The organism is Luteibacter sp. P4_D7_3, assembly GCF_056401735.1.
This window is the reverse complement of record NZ_JBFUIT010000012.1, coordinates 21,666-40,720: the sequence shown is the minus strand read 5'-3', so window position 1 is coordinate 40,720 and position 19,055 is coordinate 21,666. Positions and strand designations below refer to the sequence as shown.

The 19,055-nt window shown below is 65.6% G+C and carries 16 protein-coding genes; 4 read left to right on the top strand and 12 right to left on the bottom strand.

The annotated features are described in order from the left end of the window. The 3 genes from AC1DSN_RS02785 to AC1DSN_RS02775 all read right to left on the bottom strand — a co-directional run. A partial coding sequence (locus tag AC1DSN_RS02785; protein WP_477329506.1) for a TonB-dependent receptor occupies positions 1–1,319 on the bottom strand: 1,319 nt, incomplete at its 3' end. 98 nt (positions 1,320–1,417) lie between these two features. Beyond that, positions 1,418–2,386, bottom strand: a complete 969-nt coding sequence (locus tag AC1DSN_RS02780) for a helix-turn-helix domain-containing protein (RefSeq protein ID WP_477294906.1) — start codon at positions 2,384–2,386, stop codon at positions 1,418–1,420. A gap of 19 nt (positions 2,387–2,405) precedes the next feature. Further along, positions 2,406–2,693 carry a hypothetical protein gene (locus AC1DSN_RS02775; protein ID WP_063574337.1) on the bottom strand — a complete coding sequence of 96 codons (288 nt, stop codon included), beginning with the start codon at positions 2,691–2,693 and terminating at the stop codon, positions 2,406–2,408. Positions 2,694–2,841: 148 nt separating this feature from the next. On the opposite strand from AC1DSN_RS02775, the gene AC1DSN_RS02770 reads away from it, so the two are divergent. The 3 genes from AC1DSN_RS02770 to AC1DSN_RS02760 all read left to right on the top strand — a co-directional run bounded on the left by AC1DSN_RS02770 (position 2,842) and on the right by AC1DSN_RS02760 (position 6,469). Then, a complete protein-coding gene (locus AC1DSN_RS02770; RefSeq protein WP_477329508.1) occupies positions 2,842–3,555 on the top strand; it encodes a response regulator in 714 nt (237 codons plus the stop codon). Continuing rightward, on the top strand, positions 3,555–4,943 hold the full coding sequence (locus AC1DSN_RS02765; RefSeq protein ID WP_477329504.1) for a HAMP domain-containing sensor histidine kinase: 1,389 nt from the start codon (positions 3,555–3,557) through the stop codon (positions 4,941–4,943). Before AC1DSN_RS02770 ends, AC1DSN_RS02765 begins: the two co-directional genes overlap by 1 nt. A gap of 83 nt (positions 4,944–5,026) precedes the next feature. Then, positions 5,027–6,469 carry a M20/M25/M40 family metallo-hydrolase gene (locus AC1DSN_RS02760; RefSeq protein WP_477329502.1) on the top strand — a complete coding sequence of 481 codons (1,443 nt, stop codon included), beginning with the start codon at positions 5,027–5,029 and terminating at the stop codon, positions 6,467–6,469. 193 nt (positions 6,470–6,662) lie between these two features. Here the strand turns inward: AC1DSN_RS02760 and AC1DSN_RS02755 are convergent, their stop codons facing one another. From AC1DSN_RS02755 to AC1DSN_RS02745, 3 genes are all read right to left on the bottom strand, one after another. Next, positions 6,663–9,764 carry an efflux RND transporter permease subunit gene (locus tag AC1DSN_RS02755; protein WP_477294911.1) on the bottom strand — a complete coding sequence of 1,034 codons (3,102 nt, stop codon included), beginning with the start codon at positions 9,762–9,764 and terminating at the stop codon, positions 6,663–6,665. Positions 9,765–9,773: 9 nt separating this feature from the next. Then, complete coding sequence (locus AC1DSN_RS02750) at positions 9,774–10,907, bottom strand: efflux RND transporter periplasmic adaptor subunit (protein WP_477329500.1); 1,134 nt, start codon at positions 10,905–10,907, stop codon at positions 9,774–9,776. Positions 10,908–11,021: 114 nt separating this feature from the next. Then, entirely contained in the window at positions 11,022–11,483 is a 462-nt protein-coding gene (locus AC1DSN_RS02745; protein WP_477294915.1) for a MarR family winged helix-turn-helix transcriptional regulator, read from the bottom strand. A gap of 75 nt (positions 11,484–11,558) precedes the next feature. Here AC1DSN_RS02745 and AC1DSN_RS02740 point away from each other — a divergent pair, with 75 nt between their 5' ends. Further along, positions 11,559–12,065, top strand: coding sequence for an O-acetyl-ADP-ribose deacetylase (locus AC1DSN_RS02740; RefSeq protein WP_477294917.1), 507 nt, complete (start codon positions 11,559–11,561; stop codon positions 12,063–12,065). A 6-nt stretch (positions 12,066–12,071) separates the two neighbouring features. On the opposite strand, the gene AC1DSN_RS02735 is transcribed toward AC1DSN_RS02740, so the two are convergent. From AC1DSN_RS02735 to AC1DSN_RS02710, 6 genes are read right to left on the bottom strand one after another with little or no spacing between them, the layout of a single operon-like run. Next, positions 12,072–13,754, bottom strand: a complete 1,683-nt coding sequence (locus AC1DSN_RS02735) for a BatD family protein (RefSeq protein ID WP_477329498.1) — start codon at positions 13,752–13,754, stop codon at positions 12,072–12,074. Between the two features lie 2 nt (positions 13,755–13,756). After that, positions 13,757–15,634 (bottom strand): VWA domain-containing protein, encoded by a 1,878-nt coding sequence (locus AC1DSN_RS02730; protein ID WP_477329496.1) that lies wholly within the window; start codon positions 15,632–15,634, stop codon positions 13,757–13,759. Further along, entirely contained in the window at positions 15,631–16,617 is a 987-nt protein-coding gene (locus AC1DSN_RS02725; RefSeq protein WP_477295439.1) for a VWA domain-containing protein, read from the bottom strand. Before AC1DSN_RS02725 ends, AC1DSN_RS02730 begins: the two co-directional genes overlap by 4 nt. Continuing rightward, positions 16,604–17,086, bottom strand: coding sequence for a DUF4381 domain-containing protein (locus AC1DSN_RS02720; protein WP_213949747.1), 483 nt, complete (start codon positions 17,084–17,086; stop codon positions 16,604–16,606). The genes AC1DSN_RS02725 and AC1DSN_RS02720 overlap by 14 nt, the downstream gene beginning before the upstream one ends. Further along, positions 17,086–18,006: a DUF58 domain-containing protein gene (locus tag AC1DSN_RS02715; protein WP_477295441.1), complete on the bottom strand. Its 921-nt coding sequence runs from the start codon at positions 18,004–18,006 to the stop codon at positions 17,086–17,088. Before AC1DSN_RS02715 ends, AC1DSN_RS02720 begins: the two co-directional genes overlap by 1 nt. Further along, positions 18,003–18,995 carry an AAA family ATPase gene (locus AC1DSN_RS02710; protein WP_063571738.1) on the bottom strand — a complete coding sequence of 331 codons (993 nt, stop codon included), beginning with the start codon at positions 18,993–18,995 and terminating at the stop codon, positions 18,003–18,005. The genes AC1DSN_RS02715 and AC1DSN_RS02710 overlap by 4 nt, the downstream gene beginning before the upstream one ends. Positions 18,996–19,055 lie beyond the last annotated feature (60 nt).

The window sequence follows — 19,055 nt, the reverse complement described above, 5'->3', positions numbered from 1 at the left end:
CCATTGATGTACGTCAGCGTCGGATCGTAGCCGGGTGTTTCGCTGTAGTACTTCATCTTCTGCTTGCCGTAGAGGGCGGTAAGCGTCAGGTCGTCGGTGATGTAGCTGGTGAACTTGGCAACGTAGACATCGGCACTGTCCTTCGTCGACGTGTCGTAGCTGTTCAGGGCGCCGGTGGTGTTGGTTGCATAGTCGTAGTCGTAGAGGTTGCCCTTGTACGAATGCTTCTGCGATGCRCCTGTCAGTTCGAGGATATTGTTGTCGGTGATGTTCCAGTCGACCTTCGAATACCATTTCGGATTGTGATATTCGTACGCCGTGTTGTAAGACGAGGTCACGGCGCCAACGCTGTCACCGACGTTCTTCGATTGCTCGACGGCGGCAAAGAAGAACAATTTGTCCTTGATCAGGGGGCCGCCGACATACGCGCTTTCGGTGGTCGTCCACGACGTGTTGTTCGAGTAGCGACGGTAGATGTCGCCCGCACTGGCACCCGAGACGTAGTACGAGCTCGGACTGACGCCTTCGAGCGAGGCCGGCGACCACTGCACCTGCGCGCCGAAATGCCACTCGTTCGTCCCGCGCTTGCCGCTCTGGCTGATGACGCCGCCGTCGGAACGGCCATAGGCCGCACCGTAGCCGCCACTGAGGATTTCCTCCTGGTCGATGGCGCCGTACGGCAGGCTGATGCCGCCAAAGCCGCTCAGCGGATCCGTCGTGTTGAAACCATTGAGGTAATAGGCGTTCTCGGTGACCGACGAACCGCTGAACGAGACCAGCGAGCCACCCGACGTATTGCCCGTGAAGCCGCTATAACCCGGCACGACACCCGGCGCGAGCAAAGCGATCGCTTCGGCGCTACGCGAGAGGGGAAGCTTCGCCAGCTGCTCGGAGGTGATCACGGTACGCGAGTCGACGCTCGTCACGTCGATGGCCGGCAAGGCATTGGCTGAAACGGTGACCGAGCCGAGGCTCGTGGCGGCCCCGGTAGCGGCGGCGAAGGATACTTCCGTACCCGAACCGACCCGTAGCGTGACATCGTTACGTGCATCGACGGCCTTGCCGCCCTGCATGAGCGCCACGGTGTATGACCCCAGCGGCAGCGAGCCGATGCTGTAGCGACCGTCCGTACCCACCGCCACTTCACGCGTCAGGCCCGACGAGCTCTTCGCCTGTACCGTCTCGCCTTCGGCGGCAGGCGCCTGGCCGAAGATGCTACCGGTAGTCGACTGGGCGATGGCCCCTGCGCTTCCGAGGGCCACGCCGAGCGCAAGGCTGATCCGGCTTAGGCGCACCCATTGAAGTTTATTGATTCGCACTTTTAAACACTCCCCAGAGAACGTGGCAATCCCCACGACCTCAATTTAGTGTTAAGACGACGTTCGCATGCGGCCGAAAGTGCCACGTAACTTGACTATTAATCGGACGTATGGACGTCCGTAATCGCTTTCGCCCTATGACTTCCATCGAGGACAGCCTGGCGGTATCCGCGCGGGGAAACACCGAAAATGTCGCGGAATGAACGACTGAAGTGGGTCATGTCGCCAAAGCCCCAGGACTGAGCTATCTGAGCGATACTGCGGTGACGCAATGCGGGATCCGCAAGTTCACGACGGCAACGCGCGATTCGCTCGGCACGTACCCAGCGCATCAGGGTCAGCTTTTCGTCGGCAAACAGCTCGAAGAGGTAGCTAGGCGAAAGTCCCACGCCAGCGCCGATCATTTCCACGCATAGCTTCGGGTCGGCAAGATGATCCCGCGCGAAGCGGCGTACCTGCTGTTTGTACTGCTGTCGAAGTTGCGATGGCGAAGCCTCCACCGAAACCATCGACTCGAAGGCAGCGGCGAGCATGTGCGGGACGGCATCCGCCACGCGGTCGGCCACGGCCTCGGTGAGCTCGGAGGCATGCGCGAACAGTTCCTGGAAGAGAACGCGCAGATAGCCGACGGCACTGAGGTGTCCGTGAAGGCCGACCGCCGACATCTGGTCCAGCCGCGGCATCGTCTCCCGCAAGGCGGCCAACGGCATGTAGAGCGTCTGTACCGTGGATTGATGGGTCTGCAGGCGAAAGGGACGGGACAGGTCGATCAGGCAGAAATCCCCCGGCGAGATGTCGCCGCGACGACCGTGTTGTTCCACCGATGCGCTGCCCTCCAGGTGGTGACTGAGCAAGGCGGCGCCTCGGTGAATTCGCGCCACGTTGTCGTAGGTCAGGACATGCGGCGCATGGCGGAAGGTCCCCAGCCGAAGGCGCTCCCCGGCGTAGCCGTCGAGCATCACGCTCATGCCTTGCCGCTGGCAGACGCTTTGCCAGAAGGTCCGGGCAGCGACAGTTCCGCCCTGGGCACCCGGGAGCGGCGATGAATCCTGGAACTGGGTCGACAACGGAGGCTAACTCCCTTGATCAGCGGATCGGGCGGCGCGGCGGGGGCCCGCCGTCCGGGCCTGGCGGTGGACCGGGCGGTGCATCGAAGCCCTTGTCGTCCATGCACAGATCCATCAGGTCGGCATCGACGCCGTCATCCGGGTCGTCCGCCTTGCCATCGATGTCGATCCAGCAATCGTCCAGCGCGGCCGCGAGCTGCGGGTCCTGGGGCAGCGGGGCGCGCGGCGGCTCCTGCGCGGCGGCAACCGCCGCTAGCGCCGTGCCGAAAGCGAACAGCAGGGAGGGCAGCGTGGGAAAGGGCTTCATGCGTTGGATATCCATGGACCGACGTTGAAGCCAAACTAAGGGGCGCCCGTCACCACCGGTTGTCCGTGTGTGTCCGGTTTGTGTCGGCTTTTTTGCCGGGCTGACAAACGCGCCGTAGACTGGTCTGGTATCAAGCTATCGCATGGCCATGGATCTCCAGTCGCTCATCCTTGTCGTCGACGACGACCCCGAACTGCGCCGCCTGATCACGGCGTTTCTCGGTGGTCACGGCTATAGGGTGCAGGCGGCTGAGAATGCCCTGCAGATGAACCTGGCGATCGAGCGTGAGCGTCCCGATCTGGTCGTACTCGACGTGATGATGCCGGGAGAGGACGGCCTGAGTGCCGCCCGCCGCCTGGCCGCGGACAAGGGGCCGCCGGTGATCATCCTCAGCGCCCTGGGCGGCGATACCGACCGCATCATCGGTCTGGAGGTCGGGGCCGACGATTACCTCGCCAAGCCCTGCAATCCGCGTGAGCTGCTCGCGCGCGTGCGTGCGGTGTTGCGCAGAACCGGCAACAGCGAACCGGTAGCGGTCGAGGATGCACGCCCCTACGGCTTCGCCGGCTGGCGCCTGGACGTGACCCGCCGCGACCTGCGCGATMCCACGGGCATCTTCATCAACCTGTCCGACGGCGAGTTCGCTCTGCTGCGAAGCTTCGTCGAGCATCCGCAGCGCATTCTCAGTCGCGACCAGCTGCTCGACCTGGTACATGGCGGACGCTCGGAAGTATTCGACCGCGCGATCGACACCCAGATCAGCCGTCTGCGACGCAAACTCAACGACCGCGTGCACGAGGAGATGATCCGCACCGTGCGCAACGAGGGCTACATGCTGGTCCCCAGGGTGTCGCGCCTGTGATGCATCTGTCCCGCYTTTCAATTTTCTCCCGCACGTTCCTCATGATGATCTGCGCGGTACTGGTCGCCGCGGCGATCGGCTTTGCCGTGCTGTTCATCAGGCCACCCTCGCGCCTGTCCGCCGTGAGCCTGTTCGAACTGGCGGCCGTGCTGCAGCCGGAAACCTCGCCCTTCGGCAACCGGCCTTTCGGCGCACAACACCCCTTCCCCGGCGAAGGCGGCCCTCCGCCGGGCGCCGATTTCGACCGCGGCGGCGACGCCGACCTGGAGGTCGCCACGATGCCGGGCCCGCCAAGCGCCCCGGCCTCATTCGACGAGAAAGGTTCCGAACGCATCGCCATGCACGTGGCGGACATGTTCAAGGTATCCAGCGACCAGGTTCGCGTGTTCATTACCGAGCACGACATGCCCGGCGCGCATGGCCCGATGCGCCTCGGTCTCGGAGGCGGCTCGGTGGTCGCTCTGAAGMAAGCGGACGGCCGCTGGCGCGTGGCCACCGTTCCGGTCGAGTCGTTCCCCACCGTGCTCCAACAGCAGGTCTTCCTGTTACTCGCACTCGGCATCCTCGTCCTGCTGCCTCTCGCCTTCCTCTTCGCCCGCGCCCTTGCCGCACCGATCCGGCGTTTTTCAGAGGCCGCACAGCGGCTGGGCAGCGACACCAGCGCGCCGCCCGTCGTGCGCGAAGGGCCGCCAGAGATGCGCCAGGCCGTCGACTCCTTCAACGCCATGCAAGCGCGGATCAATCGCTTGCTGCAGGAGCGGACGCAAATGATCGCAGCGATCGCGCACGACTTGCGCACGCCGCTCACACGTCTCACCTTCCGCCTGGATGGACTGCCCTCGCCGCTCGCGGAGAAAGTCGACGCCGACATCCAGGAGATGAAGGCGATGATTTCCGCCGCGCTCGATTTCATTCGCGACCGTTCCCTCGGTGTGCATCGCCAGCGCCTGGACGTCCGATTGCTGGTAGAAAGCGTCGTCGACGACCTGGCCGACATCGGCCACGACGTGACCGTACAGGAGGGTTCGGCCATCACGATCGAGGGCGACCCGATCGCGCTGCGTCGCGCGGTGGTGAACCTGGTGGAGAACGGATTGAAATACGGTGAGCGCGTGCGGCTGCGACTGCGTAGCACCGGCGACGGCTGCATCCTGGAGATCGACGACGATGGACCGGGTATTCCCGAAGCCATGCAGCAGCAGGTGTTCGAGCCGTTCTTCCGCCTCGAGGCCTCGCGCAACCGCGACACCGGTGGGATCGGCCTGGGACTGGCCACCGTTCGTGCGATCGTCCTGGATCACGGTGGTACCGTGACGCTGCGCAATCGCAAGGATCGCGGCCTTCGCGCCGTGGTGAGCCTGCCCGCCACGGCGCCTCCAGGCAGCTGAGCCTGGCCATCCATGACTTCCTACCTACGCGGGAGCACCCTCGCGTAGGGTCATAATCGACCTTTCCGTCCCCGGGGGTCCCCATGCGCCATACGCTTCGTCTCCACGCGCTCGCCGCGTGCCTTGCGCTCGCCTTTTCCGCCCATGCCGCCGACAAGGCCACGACGATTCCGGACAAGGCCGTGACCGCGGCGACCGAACTGCGCGACCGCGCAATGAACGACAACACGGGCTATGAGTTCGTTTCCGCACTCACCACCGAAGTCGGCCCGCGCCTCGCCGGTAGCTCCGCCGACGCCCGCGGCGTCGCGTGGACCGTCGCGAAGTTCAAGGCAATGGGCTTCGACAAGGTCTACACCGAGAAGGTGAGCTACCCGTTGTGGCAGCGTCGGAGCGAGCACGGTGCGATCGTCGCACCCTTCCCGCAGCCGCTGGCGCTCACCGCGCTTGGCTACTCCGCAGGCACACCTGCCGGCGGCCTCACCGGCGAAGTCGTCGCCTTCAACGACCTTGATGCACTCAAGGCGGCGGATCCGTCGACCGTCAAGGGCAAGATCGTCTACGTCAGCACCCACATGCAACAGCAGAAAGACGGTCACGACTACGGCATGGGCTCGGCCACGCGTACCCACGGCGCCGTGCTCGCTGCCCAGATGGGTGCTGCCGCCTACCTGCTCCGCTCCGCCGGCACCGATGCGCACAGCCGCACGCCGCACACCGGCGTCACCGGTTTCACCGACCCGAAGCAGGCCATCCCCGCCGCCGCCCTCTCACTGCCCGACGCGGACCAGCTGGAGCGCGTGCTGAAGGAAGGCAAGCCGGTCACGCTCAAACTCGATCTCGATGTCGGCTTTGCCGGGACATACGAAGGCGCGAATGTGATCGCGGAAGTCACCGGTCGTAAATACCCGAACGAAGTCGTCGCTATCGGCGGCCATCTCGATTCATGGGACCTGGGCACTGGTGCGATCGATGATGGTGCCGGCGTTGCCATCGCCGCCGCAGCCGCAAAGCTCATCAAGGACATGCCGCAGCGCCCGGACCGCACCATTCGTGTCATCGCGTTCTCGAACGAAGAGATGGGTTTGTGGGGTGGCCGCGCTTACGCCGAGGCCCATGCGAAAGAGGTGGCGAAGTTCCAGCTAGGCACCGAGTCCGACTTCGGCGCCGGACGCATCTGGCGCATGAGCGCGAGCGTGAAGCCGGAAGCCCTCGGCGCAATCCAGCAGATTGCGAAGGTGGTCGAGCCGATCGGTGTCGCTTACGACGCCAGCAAGCCCGGCGGCGGTGGCTCCGACCTGTCGCAGATGCACGGCAAGGGTATGGCCGCCCTGTCGCTCACGCAGGACGGCACGGACTACTTCGACTACCACCACAACGCCAACGACACGCTCGACAAGATCGATCCGAAGGCCCTGGCGCAGAACGTGGCGGTGTATGCGACGTTCGCTTACATGGCGGCGCAGGCGAATGGCGACTTCGGCTCGAAGCCGGGCGCGTTCGCGAAGGATGGCGCGCACGACTGATCCATGCCGAAGCACGCCGCAGCCCTGTAGGAGCCGCTTCAGCGGCGAACCCTCCGCGATGATGTAGCGAGAGAGGCTTTGTGTTGACTCGGGCGACGGTTTAACCGCTTGCGTGATCAGGGCAAAGCCTCAATCGCAGATCGGTTGAGCTGAGGGTTCGCCGCCACAGCCGGCTCCTACAACAGCACTGGCATCAGTGCACTGGATGAGGCTGCAGCTTCTTCGCGGGCGCGAGGCGCTCCTGCAGGCGGTTCATGTAGAGATAGATCACCGGCGTGAGGTAGAGCGTCAGGATCTGCGACACCACGAGGCCACCCACGACGGCAAGGCCGAGCGGCTGTCGTGTGGAGGCACCGGCGCCGATACCGAGGGCGATCGGCAGGGTGCCCGCAAAGGCGGCCGCCGTCGTCATCATGATCGGGCGAAAACGCACACGGCAGGCTTCCGCAATCGCCTCGGACGGCGCGACGCCACCGTCGCGCTGACGCTCCAGGGCAAAGTCGATCATCATGATCGCGTTCTTCTTCACGATGCCCACCAGCATGATGATGCCGACGAAGGCGAACAGGTCCAGCGACGCGTTGAAAATCACCAGCGTCAGCAGCGCACCCACGGCTGCAGCGGGAAGCCCCGAGAGAATCGTCAGCGGGTGGATGAAGCTCTCGTAGAGGATGCCCAATACCAGGTAGATCACGAACACCGCGAGCAAGAGCAGCAGACCCATGCCCTTGACCGAATCCTGGAAGGCCTGCGCCGTGCCCTGCACGCTCCCGCTCAATGTCGGCGGCAGCTTGAGCTCCGTCGTTGCGCGACCGATGCTCGTCACGGCATCACTGAGCGACACGCCCGGCGCAAGGTTGAACGATACCGTCACGGCCGGAAGCTGGCCCTGATGATTGACCGTCAGCACCTGCGGCTTGCGCTCGAAGCTTGCCACGGTATTCAACGGCACCAGCTTGCCGCTGTCTGAGGTGACATAAAGCCTCGACAGCACCGCCGGGTCGTCCTGCATGCGACGCTCGACCTGAAGGATCACCCAGTACTGCGTGGCCGAACCGTAAATCGTCGAGATCTGGTTCTCACCGAACGCCGAACCGAGTGCCGTCTGCACCTGGTCCATCGTCAGCCCCAGCGGCGCGAGCTTGTTGCGATTGACGGTGACGACCATCGACGGACTGTTGAGGTCGAGATCGGTGGTGACGTCCTGGAAGCCCGGCAGCTTCTGGAACGCGGTGACGAGCTTCCCGGACCAGTCGTAAAGCGCATGTAGATCGGTCGACTGCACGGTGTACTGGTACTGCGCCTTCGACTGGCGGCCGCCGACCTGGATCGACGGTGGATTCTGGATATACGTGCGGATGCCCGGCACCTCGGCGAACTTATGCCGCAGTTCCTGGATGATCTGGTCAGGCGTGGTGTGCCCGCGCTCAGCGGGATCCTTCAGCCGGAGCAGCAACGAGCCGGAGTTGATCGTCGCGCGCGCGCCTCCGGCACCCACGCTGGACATGACGCCTTCGATGTTCGGGTCTTTCTGTGCGATCTCCGCTAGCGACTGCTGGCGTGCGGACATCGCGGAAAAGGAAATGTCGGTCGGGCCTTCCGTGGTGACACGCAGCTGACCGCTGTCACCTGCCGGAATGAAGTCCTTCGGCGTGATCACGAACAACACGCCCGTCGCAGCGAGGCTCAGGGCGAACACGCCGACCACGGTTCGCGGATGGCGCATGCACCAGGCGAGCGTACTCGTGTATCCGTTGGTCATCGACGCGAAACCACGATCGAACCAGACGACGACGAAGCTGCGCTTGTCGTGTGCATGCGCCTTGACGAAGCGACTGCACAACATGGGGGTGAGCGTGATCGAAACGAAGCCGGAAATCAGGATGGAAACGCTGATGACGACCGCGAACTCGTGAAACAGCCGACCGACGATGCCGCCCATGAACATCACCGGGATGAACACGGCGACCAGTGACAAGGTCATCGAGAAGATCGTGAAGCCGATCTCGTTGGCACCCTTCACGGCGGCATCGAAGGGTGTCTCGCCGAGCTCGATGTGACGCATGATGTTCTCGAGCATCACGATCGCATCGTCGACGACGAATCCCACCGCGAGGGTCAGGGCCAACAGGGAGAGGTTGTCCAGGCTGTAGCCCAGCGCGAACATCGCACCGAAAGTACCAAGCACCGAGATAGGCAAGGCGACGGCTGGAATGAGTGTCGCCGAGGCATTGCCCAGGAACAGGTAGATCACGATGACGACGAGGATGCCGGCGAGGATCAGGGTGAACTGGACGTCGTGCACCGAATCGCGGATCGAGTCGGAGCGGTCGTACATCACGTCCAGCTTTACCGACGGTGGCAAGGTCGCGCTGAACGCAGGCAGCAGGGAGAGGATCTTGTCGACCGTCTCCACGGTGTTGGCACCCGGCTGCCGTTGAATGGCCAGGGTGATCGCACGATTGCCGTTGTACCAGCTCGCTTTCTGGTCGTCCTGCACGCTGTCGCGCGGCACGGCGATATCGGAGAGCCGCACGGGCGCACCATTTCGATAAGCGACGACGATCTGGCCGTAATCGGCAGCCCGCATCAACTGGCCATCCGACCGAATGGACAGCAGCTGCCGCCGACCATTGAGTGAACCGGTCGCCTTGTTGACATTCGCGGCGGCAATCGCGTCGACCATCTTGTCGACCCCGATGCCCGTCGCGGCGAGCCGGTCCGGATCCACGGCGATGCGCACGGCGTACTTCTGCGAGCCGTACACGCTCACCTGTGCCACGCCATCGACCATCGAGAGCCGCTGCGCCAGCTCGGTCTCGGCGTAGTCATCTACCGTGGACAACGGCAGCGTCGTCGATTGCATGGTGAGGAACAGAATCGGTGCGTCGGCCGGGTTGACCTTGCGGTAGGTGGGCGGCGTCGGCATGTCCTGCGGCAGCTGTCGCTGCGCGGCGGAGATCGCGGCCTGGACGTCCTGCGCCGCGCCGTCGATGCTGCGATCGAGCGAGAACGTCACGGTGATCGTGGTCGAGCCCAACGAACTGGACGAGGTCATCGAGTCGATGCCGGCCACGGTCGAGAGCTGCGATTCGAGCGGCGTCGCCACCGACGACGCCATGGTCTCCGGCGACGCTCCGGGCAATGAGGCACTGATGTTGATCGTGGGAAAATCGACGTTCGGCAGTTCGTTCACGGGCAGCCGCGGGTACGCAGCGATACCGAAGATGACCAGTGCCGCCATCAGCAGCGTCGTCATCACCGGGCGACGGATGCAGAGTTCCGGCAGGTTCATGCGCCTTCCTCAGCCTTTGTCGGCGCGTACGCGCGCACCGTCCACCAGAAGCATCTGCCCTTCGGTGACGACCTGTTCGCCGCCCTCGAGACCCTTGTCGATCACCGCGCGATCGGCCGTGGTCGCTCCGGTGGTGACGCTTCGCTGCTCCACGGTCTTGTCCGCTTTGACGACGAAGACGAACGAGCCCGACGTGGAACTCTGCAGCGCGATCACCGGAACGCTGACCGCGTCCGTAAGACGCGTCGTGGGCAGGGTCACGTCGGCGAACTGGCCGGGCGTGAGCCGACCGTCCGCGTTGTGGAACCGGCCTTTCAGGATGATCGTTCCCGTGGTCGGATCCACCGCATTGTCGATGAACTCGAGTTCGCCCTGCAGCGGTGTGCCCTTGTCGCCGGGAATACTCGCCTGCACGGGCAACGGGCCCTTGCGCACGCTGCTGCGCACGGCGGAGAGGCTGTCTTCCGGAATGGAGAATGCGACACGGATCGGGTCGACTTCGTTGAGCACCACGATGTCGGTCGTGTCGGCCGTAAGCGTGGCGCCGGGGTAGGCCAGCGGGGCGCCGGTCACCCCGTCGAAGGGGGCGCTGATCGTCGTGAAGTCGAGCTGGGTCTGCGCGGCTCTCGCCGCGGCCCGATCGCTTTCCAGTGCCGCACGGGCGACACCGAGGTTGGCCTTGTACAGGTCGTAATCGGCGCGGCTGACGAAGCCCTTGCCAAGCATGTTTTCGTAGCGGGCCAGGTCGGCCTCGGCTTTCACCAGCTGCGCCTGGTCACGCGACACATTGCCCTGCGCCTGGTCGTAGGCGGCTTTCAGCGGCCGCGGATCGACCCGGGCCAGCAGATCCCCTTTTTTGACGTGGGTGCCGGGAGTGAACGCGAGTGCCTCCAGCTGCCCACTGACCCGCGAACGCAGATTGACCGTGGAATACGCTTCGGCCCGACCGATCACCTTCAGCGATAGGTCGATCTCGCCGCGGGTCGCGAGCGCGGTGGTTACCGGCACGCCGGCCGCGGTCTTATCGCCGGGCTTCGGGCCGTCCTTGCCGCCGGCGTCGTGGCGCCAGATCGTCGCGGCAATGGCACCGACGGCGACCAGCACCGCTATGACGAGAAATTTCTTCCCTGGGGAACGTTGCATGTGGGCTCCGGCCGAATCCTGGGGGTCCGGTCGCCGCGCTCGGGAGCGCGGACTGGTTTTGGTTCGGACATCCTTCGTATAAACGCAGGTCGTGGCGTTTGGTTGACCGGCCGGTCAGCTTTCTTCGGACGGGCCGTCGAGGCTCTGGAGGTTCTCTTTCATGCGGTCCAGGACCGCAAGCATCGTGGTCAGGTCATCGGGAGAGATGCCGGCCGTGGCGTCGCGGCGAAGGCCACGGGCGATATCTTCCATGCCATCGATGACACCACGCGCCTGCTCGGTGTCGTGAAGACGCCAGGCGCGCCGGTCCTTCGGGTCGGCGCGTCGTTCCACGAAGCCGGCGGCCTGCAGGCGGTCAATGACGCGTCCCACGGCGATCGGCTCCATGTCCAGCTGTTCAGCCAGTTCGTTCTGCCGCATGCCGGGGCGCCGGTGAAGGGCCTTAAGGGCACGCCACTGGGCACGAGTCAGGCCGAAACGCACGGCTCTGCGGTCGAAGTGCTTGCGAAAGAGCAAGGTAACGTCATTCAGCAGGTAGCCGAACGAGATGTCTTCAACTTTGAGCTGATCGGCCATAACCTGGAGCATGCTGCGAAAGGGAGTACATCCATCGTAGCCAATTGCGGCGCCACCGTCACAGAAGGAGGCGAGATGGCTTTGGAGCTGATCGAGACGGATATCACGCGGCTGGCGGTCGACGCCATCGTGAACGCTGCCAGCGAGTCCCTGCTGGGCGGCGGCGGGGTGGACGGGGCTATCCACCGGGCCGCCGGACCGGCCCTGCTGGCCGCTTGYCGGGCGCTTCCGGAAGTGGCTCCCGGTGTGCGCTGCCCAACCGGGGAGGCCCGTCTCACGGCAGGCTTCGCCCTCCCCGCGCGCTTCATCATCCATACGGTGGGACCCGTGTGGCAGGGCGGTGGCCGGGACGAGGCCGACCGACTGGCCGCCTGCTATAGGAATGTTCTCAAAATGGCAGAGACGCATGGCATCGCGTCCATCGCGTTTCCCGCGATCAGCGCAGGGGTCTACGGCTACCCGGCCGATGCCGCCGCGCGCATCGCGGTCGATACGCTGCGCGCGGCGCCATGGCGTCCTGGACGCGTGGTGTTATGCACGTTCGGGCCGTCGATGACGCAGGCGTACGAGCGACTGCTCTGATCGAAACTACCGGGGATACAGGGGCGGRAGGCCCGACGGCTCCTTTCCATCCGGCAGGGTCGACCAGTCGAATCCCCGTGTGAACGCTGCCTTCAGCACGACGGGGTCGACCGCGCCACCGGCGAAGCGCGCGCGCTGGAGCATGACGATCGCGGCCCGCTGATCCTCTCCGGCCAGCGCCTCCGACAAAGCACCTGTGCTGCGAAGGGACGGCCGTACCGCCTGTGCCCAGGCCAGCAGCAGAGCGTCCAACGTCCCGGCATCAACGGATGTCGAGGAAAGAAACGCATCGCGTGCCGGTCGTTCGCGAACAGGCCCGTGGGACACGGGCGCCGCGGCGTTTGCCGCTGCCGTTGCCGATCCACGGCGCCGACCGAAAAACAGCCATGCCGCGACCGTAGCCAACCACAGCAGCACCGCCGCCAGGAACAGCCAGCGCCACGGCGTGGAAGAAGCTGACGGTGCCAGTGAGGTAGCGGAAGAGGTCGAGGCGGCCGCGGAGGGCTGCGCGACGGATGCGCCCGAGACGGGTGGCGGTGTCGCACCCGCACCGGATGCCACCTCGATATCGTGGGCGGGCACCGTGGCGACTTCCGGCTTGTCGGTCACCACGTTCCACCAGTGCAACGTGGTTTCGGGAATGTGCAGCGTTCCGCTGCGCGTCGGCACGACGGCGAAACCCTGCTGGCGACGACCGGTTATCCATGCCCCGTTGCTGCCACCACCCGTGACGGCTTTGTCCGGATAGACGTCCGCGCCGTCGATCCTGGGCAGCGAGAGCGCGGGCAACGCTTCGAAAGGCATGCCGACGGCGTCGAGCCGCATCGTCAACGTGATCGGCTGGCCGACGCGCCCCTTGCCATCGGCCGGCAGGCCTTCGAGGGAGAGCCTGAGCTCGCGCGCCGGAATCCAGGCGGCGTCCGGTGCCGACGCCGGACGATCGCGAACCGTCACACGCAGCCGCTCGGCCACGGCGCTGACCGGCGCGCCGGCACCGAAGAACGAGCCCCCATCGGATGGATCGATCGCCGTTCCCTGGAAGGTCGGTGGCTGGATATCCAGGCTGCCTGCGCGCTGCGGGAAAATGGCGTAGTGACGTTCGAGGACATTGAATCGCCGACCGCCACGCATGGCCTGGTAGTTCGCGTCCTGTCCCACGCGACGGACCTCGGCACCTTCCGCCGCAGGATCGCCGAGTTGACCGTCAGCGAGGTTCACCGCGAGATAAAGACGCAGCGTGTAGTCGATCTGTTGCCCGACATAGGCCTGCGTCGGCTCGGCCTTGCCTTCGAGCACGACCGGACGATCGGCGGCGGGTGCACTCGTGTTCGATGACGTCGCGACATCGAGCGGTACCGGCTGGGTGCGTTGACCGCCGACGACGAGGGCCGGGATCGTGACATGCCCCTCGCGGCGCGGACTCAACGAAACGCCAAGAATGGTGTGGGCTTCGCGACGTCCGTTGACGATGCTGAGGGAGTGGTTGGTCGACGTGCCCAGGATCACGAAGTCGTTCTGTAGCGGCGACAGGTCCGGTTCGTCCACGGACTCATCGCCAATCTCGATATTCAACGTCACCGTCTCGCCGACGCCCACGCTGCTGCGATCGAGCGAAGCGACCGGCGGCGCGGATTGCGCCATGGCCATCGAGGGGATCGCTAGCGCAAGGACCAGCAACAGGTAACGCATCGTCACTCCTCCGGCTCGGCGCCGTGACGACGCTGGTATTCGAGCATGAATTTTCTTCGCAGCAGGCCACCGGGATCGTCGGGGACGCGCATCAGCGCGCGGCGCACGTCGGCCGGCAGCTTCGACGAGGCGTCTTCGGCGGAGAGCTCGCCGAGGTCGTGTCCCTTGTCATCGGCCGGCTTGCCTTTCTTGCCGGCAAGCGCCGCATCCATCTGCTGTTTCAACGCGGCCTGGGCCTGTGCAGCCTGCTGGCGCTCGGCAGCGGACTTGGCTTCCGCATCGCCCTGGGGCGCCTGGGATTTGCCTGGCTCCTTGCCCTTGTCGCCACCTTCGCCTTCGCCGGTCTTGTCCTGTGAACCCTGTTGTTTCTGCTGTCCGTCCTTGCCATCGGCGCCGGGCTGCTGACCTTGCTGACCCTGTTCGCCCTGCTGGTCCTTGYCCTGATCGCCCGATTGGCCCTGCTTCTTGTCTTGCGGGCTTTTTCCGCTCTGCCCTTCGTCTTTCTTGTCCTGCTTCTGCTTCTGCTTCTGCAGAAAATCCGCAACCGCCTTGCGATTCGCCGCAGCATCCGCGTTGCCTGGATTCACTTTCAGGGCACGGTCGTACGCGGCAAGCGCATCGTCGTAGCGCTCTTGTTTGGCCAACGCGTTACCGAGATTGTATTGAGAATCGCTATCGGCACCCTGGGCAAGGGCGGCCTCTGATCCCGCGTAATCACCGGCCCGATAGGCAGCGGCGCCGAGCAGGCCCTTGCTCGTCGCCAGCGACTGCGCGCGCTTCGCATCGCCATCGGCCAGCGCCTTCGCCGCCTGCTGGTCGCGCGTACGGAATGCGTTCGTGACGCCGTCGGCGCGCGCGGGCGCCAGGGGCATCAACGTCAAGGCCAGCACGAGCAACCATCCACGCCGGAATGCCAGGGCGACGATCGGCAGAAGCGGAATGAGCAACCACGGCCCCCGATCCTGCCATAGGCCCGACGTGGCGCCTTCGACGGCCTTGCCCCCGCCATCGCCATGCAGCGCCGATGCGAGCGAGGCCACGTCGGACTGGTCGTCGGTGGTGACGACATAACGGCCACCGCCGGCGACAGCCACGGCGGACAGTGACGTGTCGTTACGGGCCGCCATGACGATCGCGCCTTGCTCGTCCTTGAGAAAGCCGCCGTCATCACCGGGAACCGGTCCGCCGCGCGGGGTGCCAAGACCGAGAACGGACACGGTGTTCCCGGCGGCACGTGCGCGGCCGGCAGCCCCCGCGGCCGAGGCGTCGGCGTGATCGGTCACCAGGACGATCGAACCGCCGCGAATACCGGCATGACGAATAAGCTCGGCAGCCATGTCGATCGCCTTGCCCGGATCGTCACCGGCCACGGGCATCGTGTCGGGTGCCAGCGCGGTGAGCAGGTCGTCCACGCTATGAGCGTCGGTCGTTAGAGGAGCCACCGTGAACGCTTCACCGGTATAGGCAACCAGCGCGTTCATCCCGTCACGATTCGCGGCATAGAGTTCACGCACCTTGTAGCGCGCACGACTGAGCCGGTCGGGCACGACATCGTGCGAGAGCATGTGTTGCGACATCGAGACGACCACGACCTGTGCGGCACGCTCGGCGAAAAGCGGCTGCGACTGGCGATCCCAGGCGGGGCCGGCCAGGGCGAGAACGGCGAGGATGGCGGCGGCGATAAAAGCGACCACGGGAGCGCGTGACGCACCGGGTTTACCGTCGAGCAGATGCGGCAACAAGAGCGGATCCGCGAGGCGCGTTAGCATGCGCACTGCCGCCGACCGCCTGCCGACAAGCCACGCGAGCACGGGCACCGAAAGCAGTAGCCAGAGCCAGCGTGGCTCGATGAAATGCAGATGGCCGAGCCACTCGGTCATGCGAAGGCCCTCCGCCCGAGATAGCGCGGCAACGCGCCGATGGCGAATAGCACGAGCGAGGCCAGCAACGGCCAGCGGAACAGCTCGTAGCGCGGCCTGAGGGCGGCGCCTTGCTGAGGTACGGGCTCCAGCGCATCGATCGCGCGGTAAGCCTGGGCGAGTTCGGCGCTGTCCGTCGCGCGGAAGAATCGCCCGCCCGTCTGGTTGGCGATATCGGTAAGCATAGACACGTCGAGATCGGCCGAAGGGTTTACCTCGCGACTCCCAAAGAAATCCGGAACGCGCATGGACGTCGCGCCGATACCGATCGTATAGACGCGAACCCCGGCAACCTTGGCGGCGCGCGCCGCCTCACGCGGCGAAATGGATCCCGCATTGTTTACGCCATCGGTGAGAAGTATGACCACGCGCGCCTGTTCGGGCATGTCGGCGAGGCGCTTCACGGCGACAGCCAGGGCATCGCCGATGGCCGTCTCCCGACCGGGCAAGCCGACCACCGCACCGTGCAACTGCGCGCGGACCGCATCCAGATCGTAAGTGAGCGGTGTGACGAGGTAGGCCTGCGAACCGAACAGGATGAGGCCCAGCTCATCGCCCGCGCGCCGATCGATGAAGTCGCCGGCGATCGCCTCGACGGCGGCAAAGCGCGTGACGTTGCGGCCAGCCAACTCCATGTCGTCGAGCGACATGCTGCCGGAGAGATCCACCGCGAGCATGGTCGCGCGTCCGCTACGCCGCTGTGGCTCCGGTGGTCCGAGCCACTGCGGTCTGGCCGCGGCGGTGACGAGGCAAAGCCAGGCAAGCGCCAGCAACAAGGTTGCCGAGAACGGCGCCCGGGTCACGGATGCCGCCACGAGCGACAGGCCCGGCTGCGGCAGGTTCATGGCCTGCGCGGGTTTCAAGGGGCGCAACACATGACGCAACAGCCAAGGTAACGGCAGGGCAGCGAACAGCCACGGCCATGCGAACTCAGGAAGCGACATGCGGCAGCCTCCTTCGCAGGGCGACGCGCACCCAGGCTTCGACATCGAGCGCTGTCGACGGCACGTCGAGCGCTGCCTCGGGACGGTAGATGGCGTCTTCAATCCGCGCCAGGCGGGTGACGTCCTGTCGGGGTGCCATGGCGGCGAGGGCATCGCGCCACGCCACGCCTTTCAGCACCACGCTGCGAGGGTCGTTCGTGCGGGCGACGCGACGCAGAAGCTGGCTTGCAACGGTGGCGAACGCGGCGACATTACCGTCTTGCGCGCAACGCGCGGTGGCGTCGCGAAGGTCGGCCAGCGCGGCATCGACACGACGGTTCCACGCCGCACGACGACGAAGGAACACTATGACAGCGACCGTCGCCGCGACGAGCAGGGCGAACAGGACCCACCACCCGGGGGCCAGCGGCCACCACATGGATACCTGTGGCACGTGGATGTCGCGCAGTTCGGGGCCCGGGGTCGGCATCAACGTGCCCTTCCCGAACCGAGTAGCGCGACCACGGCATCGAGCGGATCGGCCGTGGTGTCGATCGTGCGCGCCCGCACGCTGAGTCCATCGGCAAGCACGGATAGTCGCCGCACGCCTTCACCGAGCGTGCGCGCGAAATCCGCGCGCTGGCGCTCACCCTCAAGGACGATGTCGTAGTGAATGCCGCCGTGCGCAAGCGGGTAACGACCTGCCGGCGGCGGGGCGAGCTCCAGCGCATCGGCGACAGTGAGCACGGACACCTCCGCCTTGCCGACCAGGCCGAGCATCCGTCCGCGCGCGGTATCGTCCACGGCGAAACCGTCACTGACGATCAGCACACGCGATGCGCCGTGCATGAGACGGCCCGCACGTTGCAGGGCCGACGAAAGGGTTTCGTCCGCGCCGGGCGGCAACGCGTCCCATGCGGCGATCGCACCCACGACGGCAAGCGCCCCGCGAGCCCCGCCAAGGGGACGAAGCAGGTGGCGTTGACCACCGAACGCAAGCACACCGACGCGATCGCCGCCACGCACGGCATACCACGCGGCCATCGCCGCGGCGCGTGCCGCCTGCACGGATTTGAATCGCGTACGGGTGCCGAAGCGCATGCTCGCGTTGCTGTCGAGAAGGATCAGGAGACGACCTTCACGCTCTTCCTCGAAGAGCTTGGTATGCGCGACACCGCTACGTGCGGTCAGTCGCCAGTCCATGCGCCGTACGTCGTCACCGGCCTGGTAAACGCGAGACTCGGCGTAATCCATGCCCCGGCCGTGTAACCGGCCGGGCCGCTGGCCGCTGCGCTGCACCCTCGACACGACAGGGGGCGTCGGCGCACGTGCCACGCGTGCACGTAGTGCGATCAGTTCGGGCAGCGACACGTGGACGCGCCCCTCCGGAATGGGGACGACGGCACTCACGGCAGCGGCACGAGATCCAGCAGGCGATCGATCACCGAATCGATGCGCACGCCTTCCGCCTCGGCCTCATAGCTGGGCAACACACGGTGACGGAGCACTTCGTGCGCAATGACATGGATATCTTCCGGGATGACGTAATCGCGACCGGCAAGCCAGGCATGCGCGCGGGCGCAGCGATCGAGGGCGATGGTGGCGCGCGGGCTGGCACCCCAGGCGATCCAGCGCGCGAGCTCCGGGCCATATTTCGCAGCGTTACGGGTGGCGACCACGAGCTGGGTGATGTACAGCTCGAGCGGCGCGGCCATGTGTACGGCAAGCACGGCGTCGCGCCCGGCAAACACGTCAGCCGGACGCAGCATGTGCGCGGGAGGCGGCACCGGGTGCATGGCTTCGCGTGCCTGGTCGCGCGCCAGGCGAAGGATCGCCAGTTCGGCATCGGCGTCGGGATAGCCAATGGTGACGTGCATCAGGAAGCGATCGAGCTGGGCCTCCGGCAGGGCGAAGGTTCCTTCCTGCTCGATGGGGTTCTGGGTCGCCATGACCATGAACAGATCGGGCAGCGGCCAGGTGCGTCGGCCAATGGTGATCTGTCGCTCCGCCATGGCCTCGAGCAGGGCYGACTGCACCTTGGCCGGCGCGCGATTGATCTCGTCCGCCAGAACGATGTTGTGGAACAGCGGCCCCCGCTCGAACTCGAAGGTGCCGGTCTGCGGACGGAAGATATCGGTGCCGGTGAGGTCGGCGGGCAGCAGGTCAGGGGTGAACTGGATACGGTGGAAATCCGCCTCCACGCGTGTGGCGAGGGCCTTGATCGCCGTGGTTTTAGCCAGCCCGGGCGCACCTTCGACGAGCAGGTGCCCGTCCGCCAGCAGGGCGATCAGCAGGCATTCGACCAGGTGCGGCTGACCGATGATGCCGCGGGACAACTCCTCACGCAGGCGGACGAACGCTTCCTGGAGAGGCGTCGTGGCAATCGGCAGCTCGGACATCGGGGGCTCTCGTGCGGGTAGAGGGACGATGAGACCACAGCCGGCCGGAGAAGTTTAGGG

Bases quoted from the DNA above. Each gene is read 5' to 3' on its own strand.
- AC1DSN_RS02725 (WP_477295439.1), bottom strand. From the start codon at position 16,617: ATGTCGCTTCCTGAGTTCGCATGGCCGTGGCTGTTCGCTGCCCTGCCG.
- AC1DSN_RS02720 (WP_213949747.1), bottom strand. From the start codon at position 17,086: ATGCCGACCCCGGGCCCCGAACTGCGCGACATCCACGTGCCACAGGTA.
- AC1DSN_RS02760 (WP_477329502.1), top strand. From the start codon at position 5,027: ATGCGCCATACGCTTCGTCTCCACGCGCTCGCCGCGTGCCTTGCGCTC.
- AC1DSN_RS02745 (WP_477294915.1), bottom strand. From the start codon at position 11,483: ATGGCCGATCAGCTCAAAGTTGAAGACATCTCGTTCGGCTACCTGCTG.
- AC1DSN_RS02775 (WP_063574337.1), bottom strand. From the start codon at position 2,693: ATGAAGCCCTTTCCCACGCTGCCCTCCCTGCTGTTCGCTTTCGGCACG.
- AC1DSN_RS02755 (WP_477294911.1), bottom strand. From the start codon at position 9,764: ATGAACCTGCCGGAACTCTGCATCCGTCGCCCGGTGATGACGACGCTG.
- AC1DSN_RS02750 (WP_477329500.1), bottom strand. From the start codon at position 10,907: ATGCAACGTTCCCCAGGGAAGAAATTTCTCGTCATAGCGGTGCTGGTC.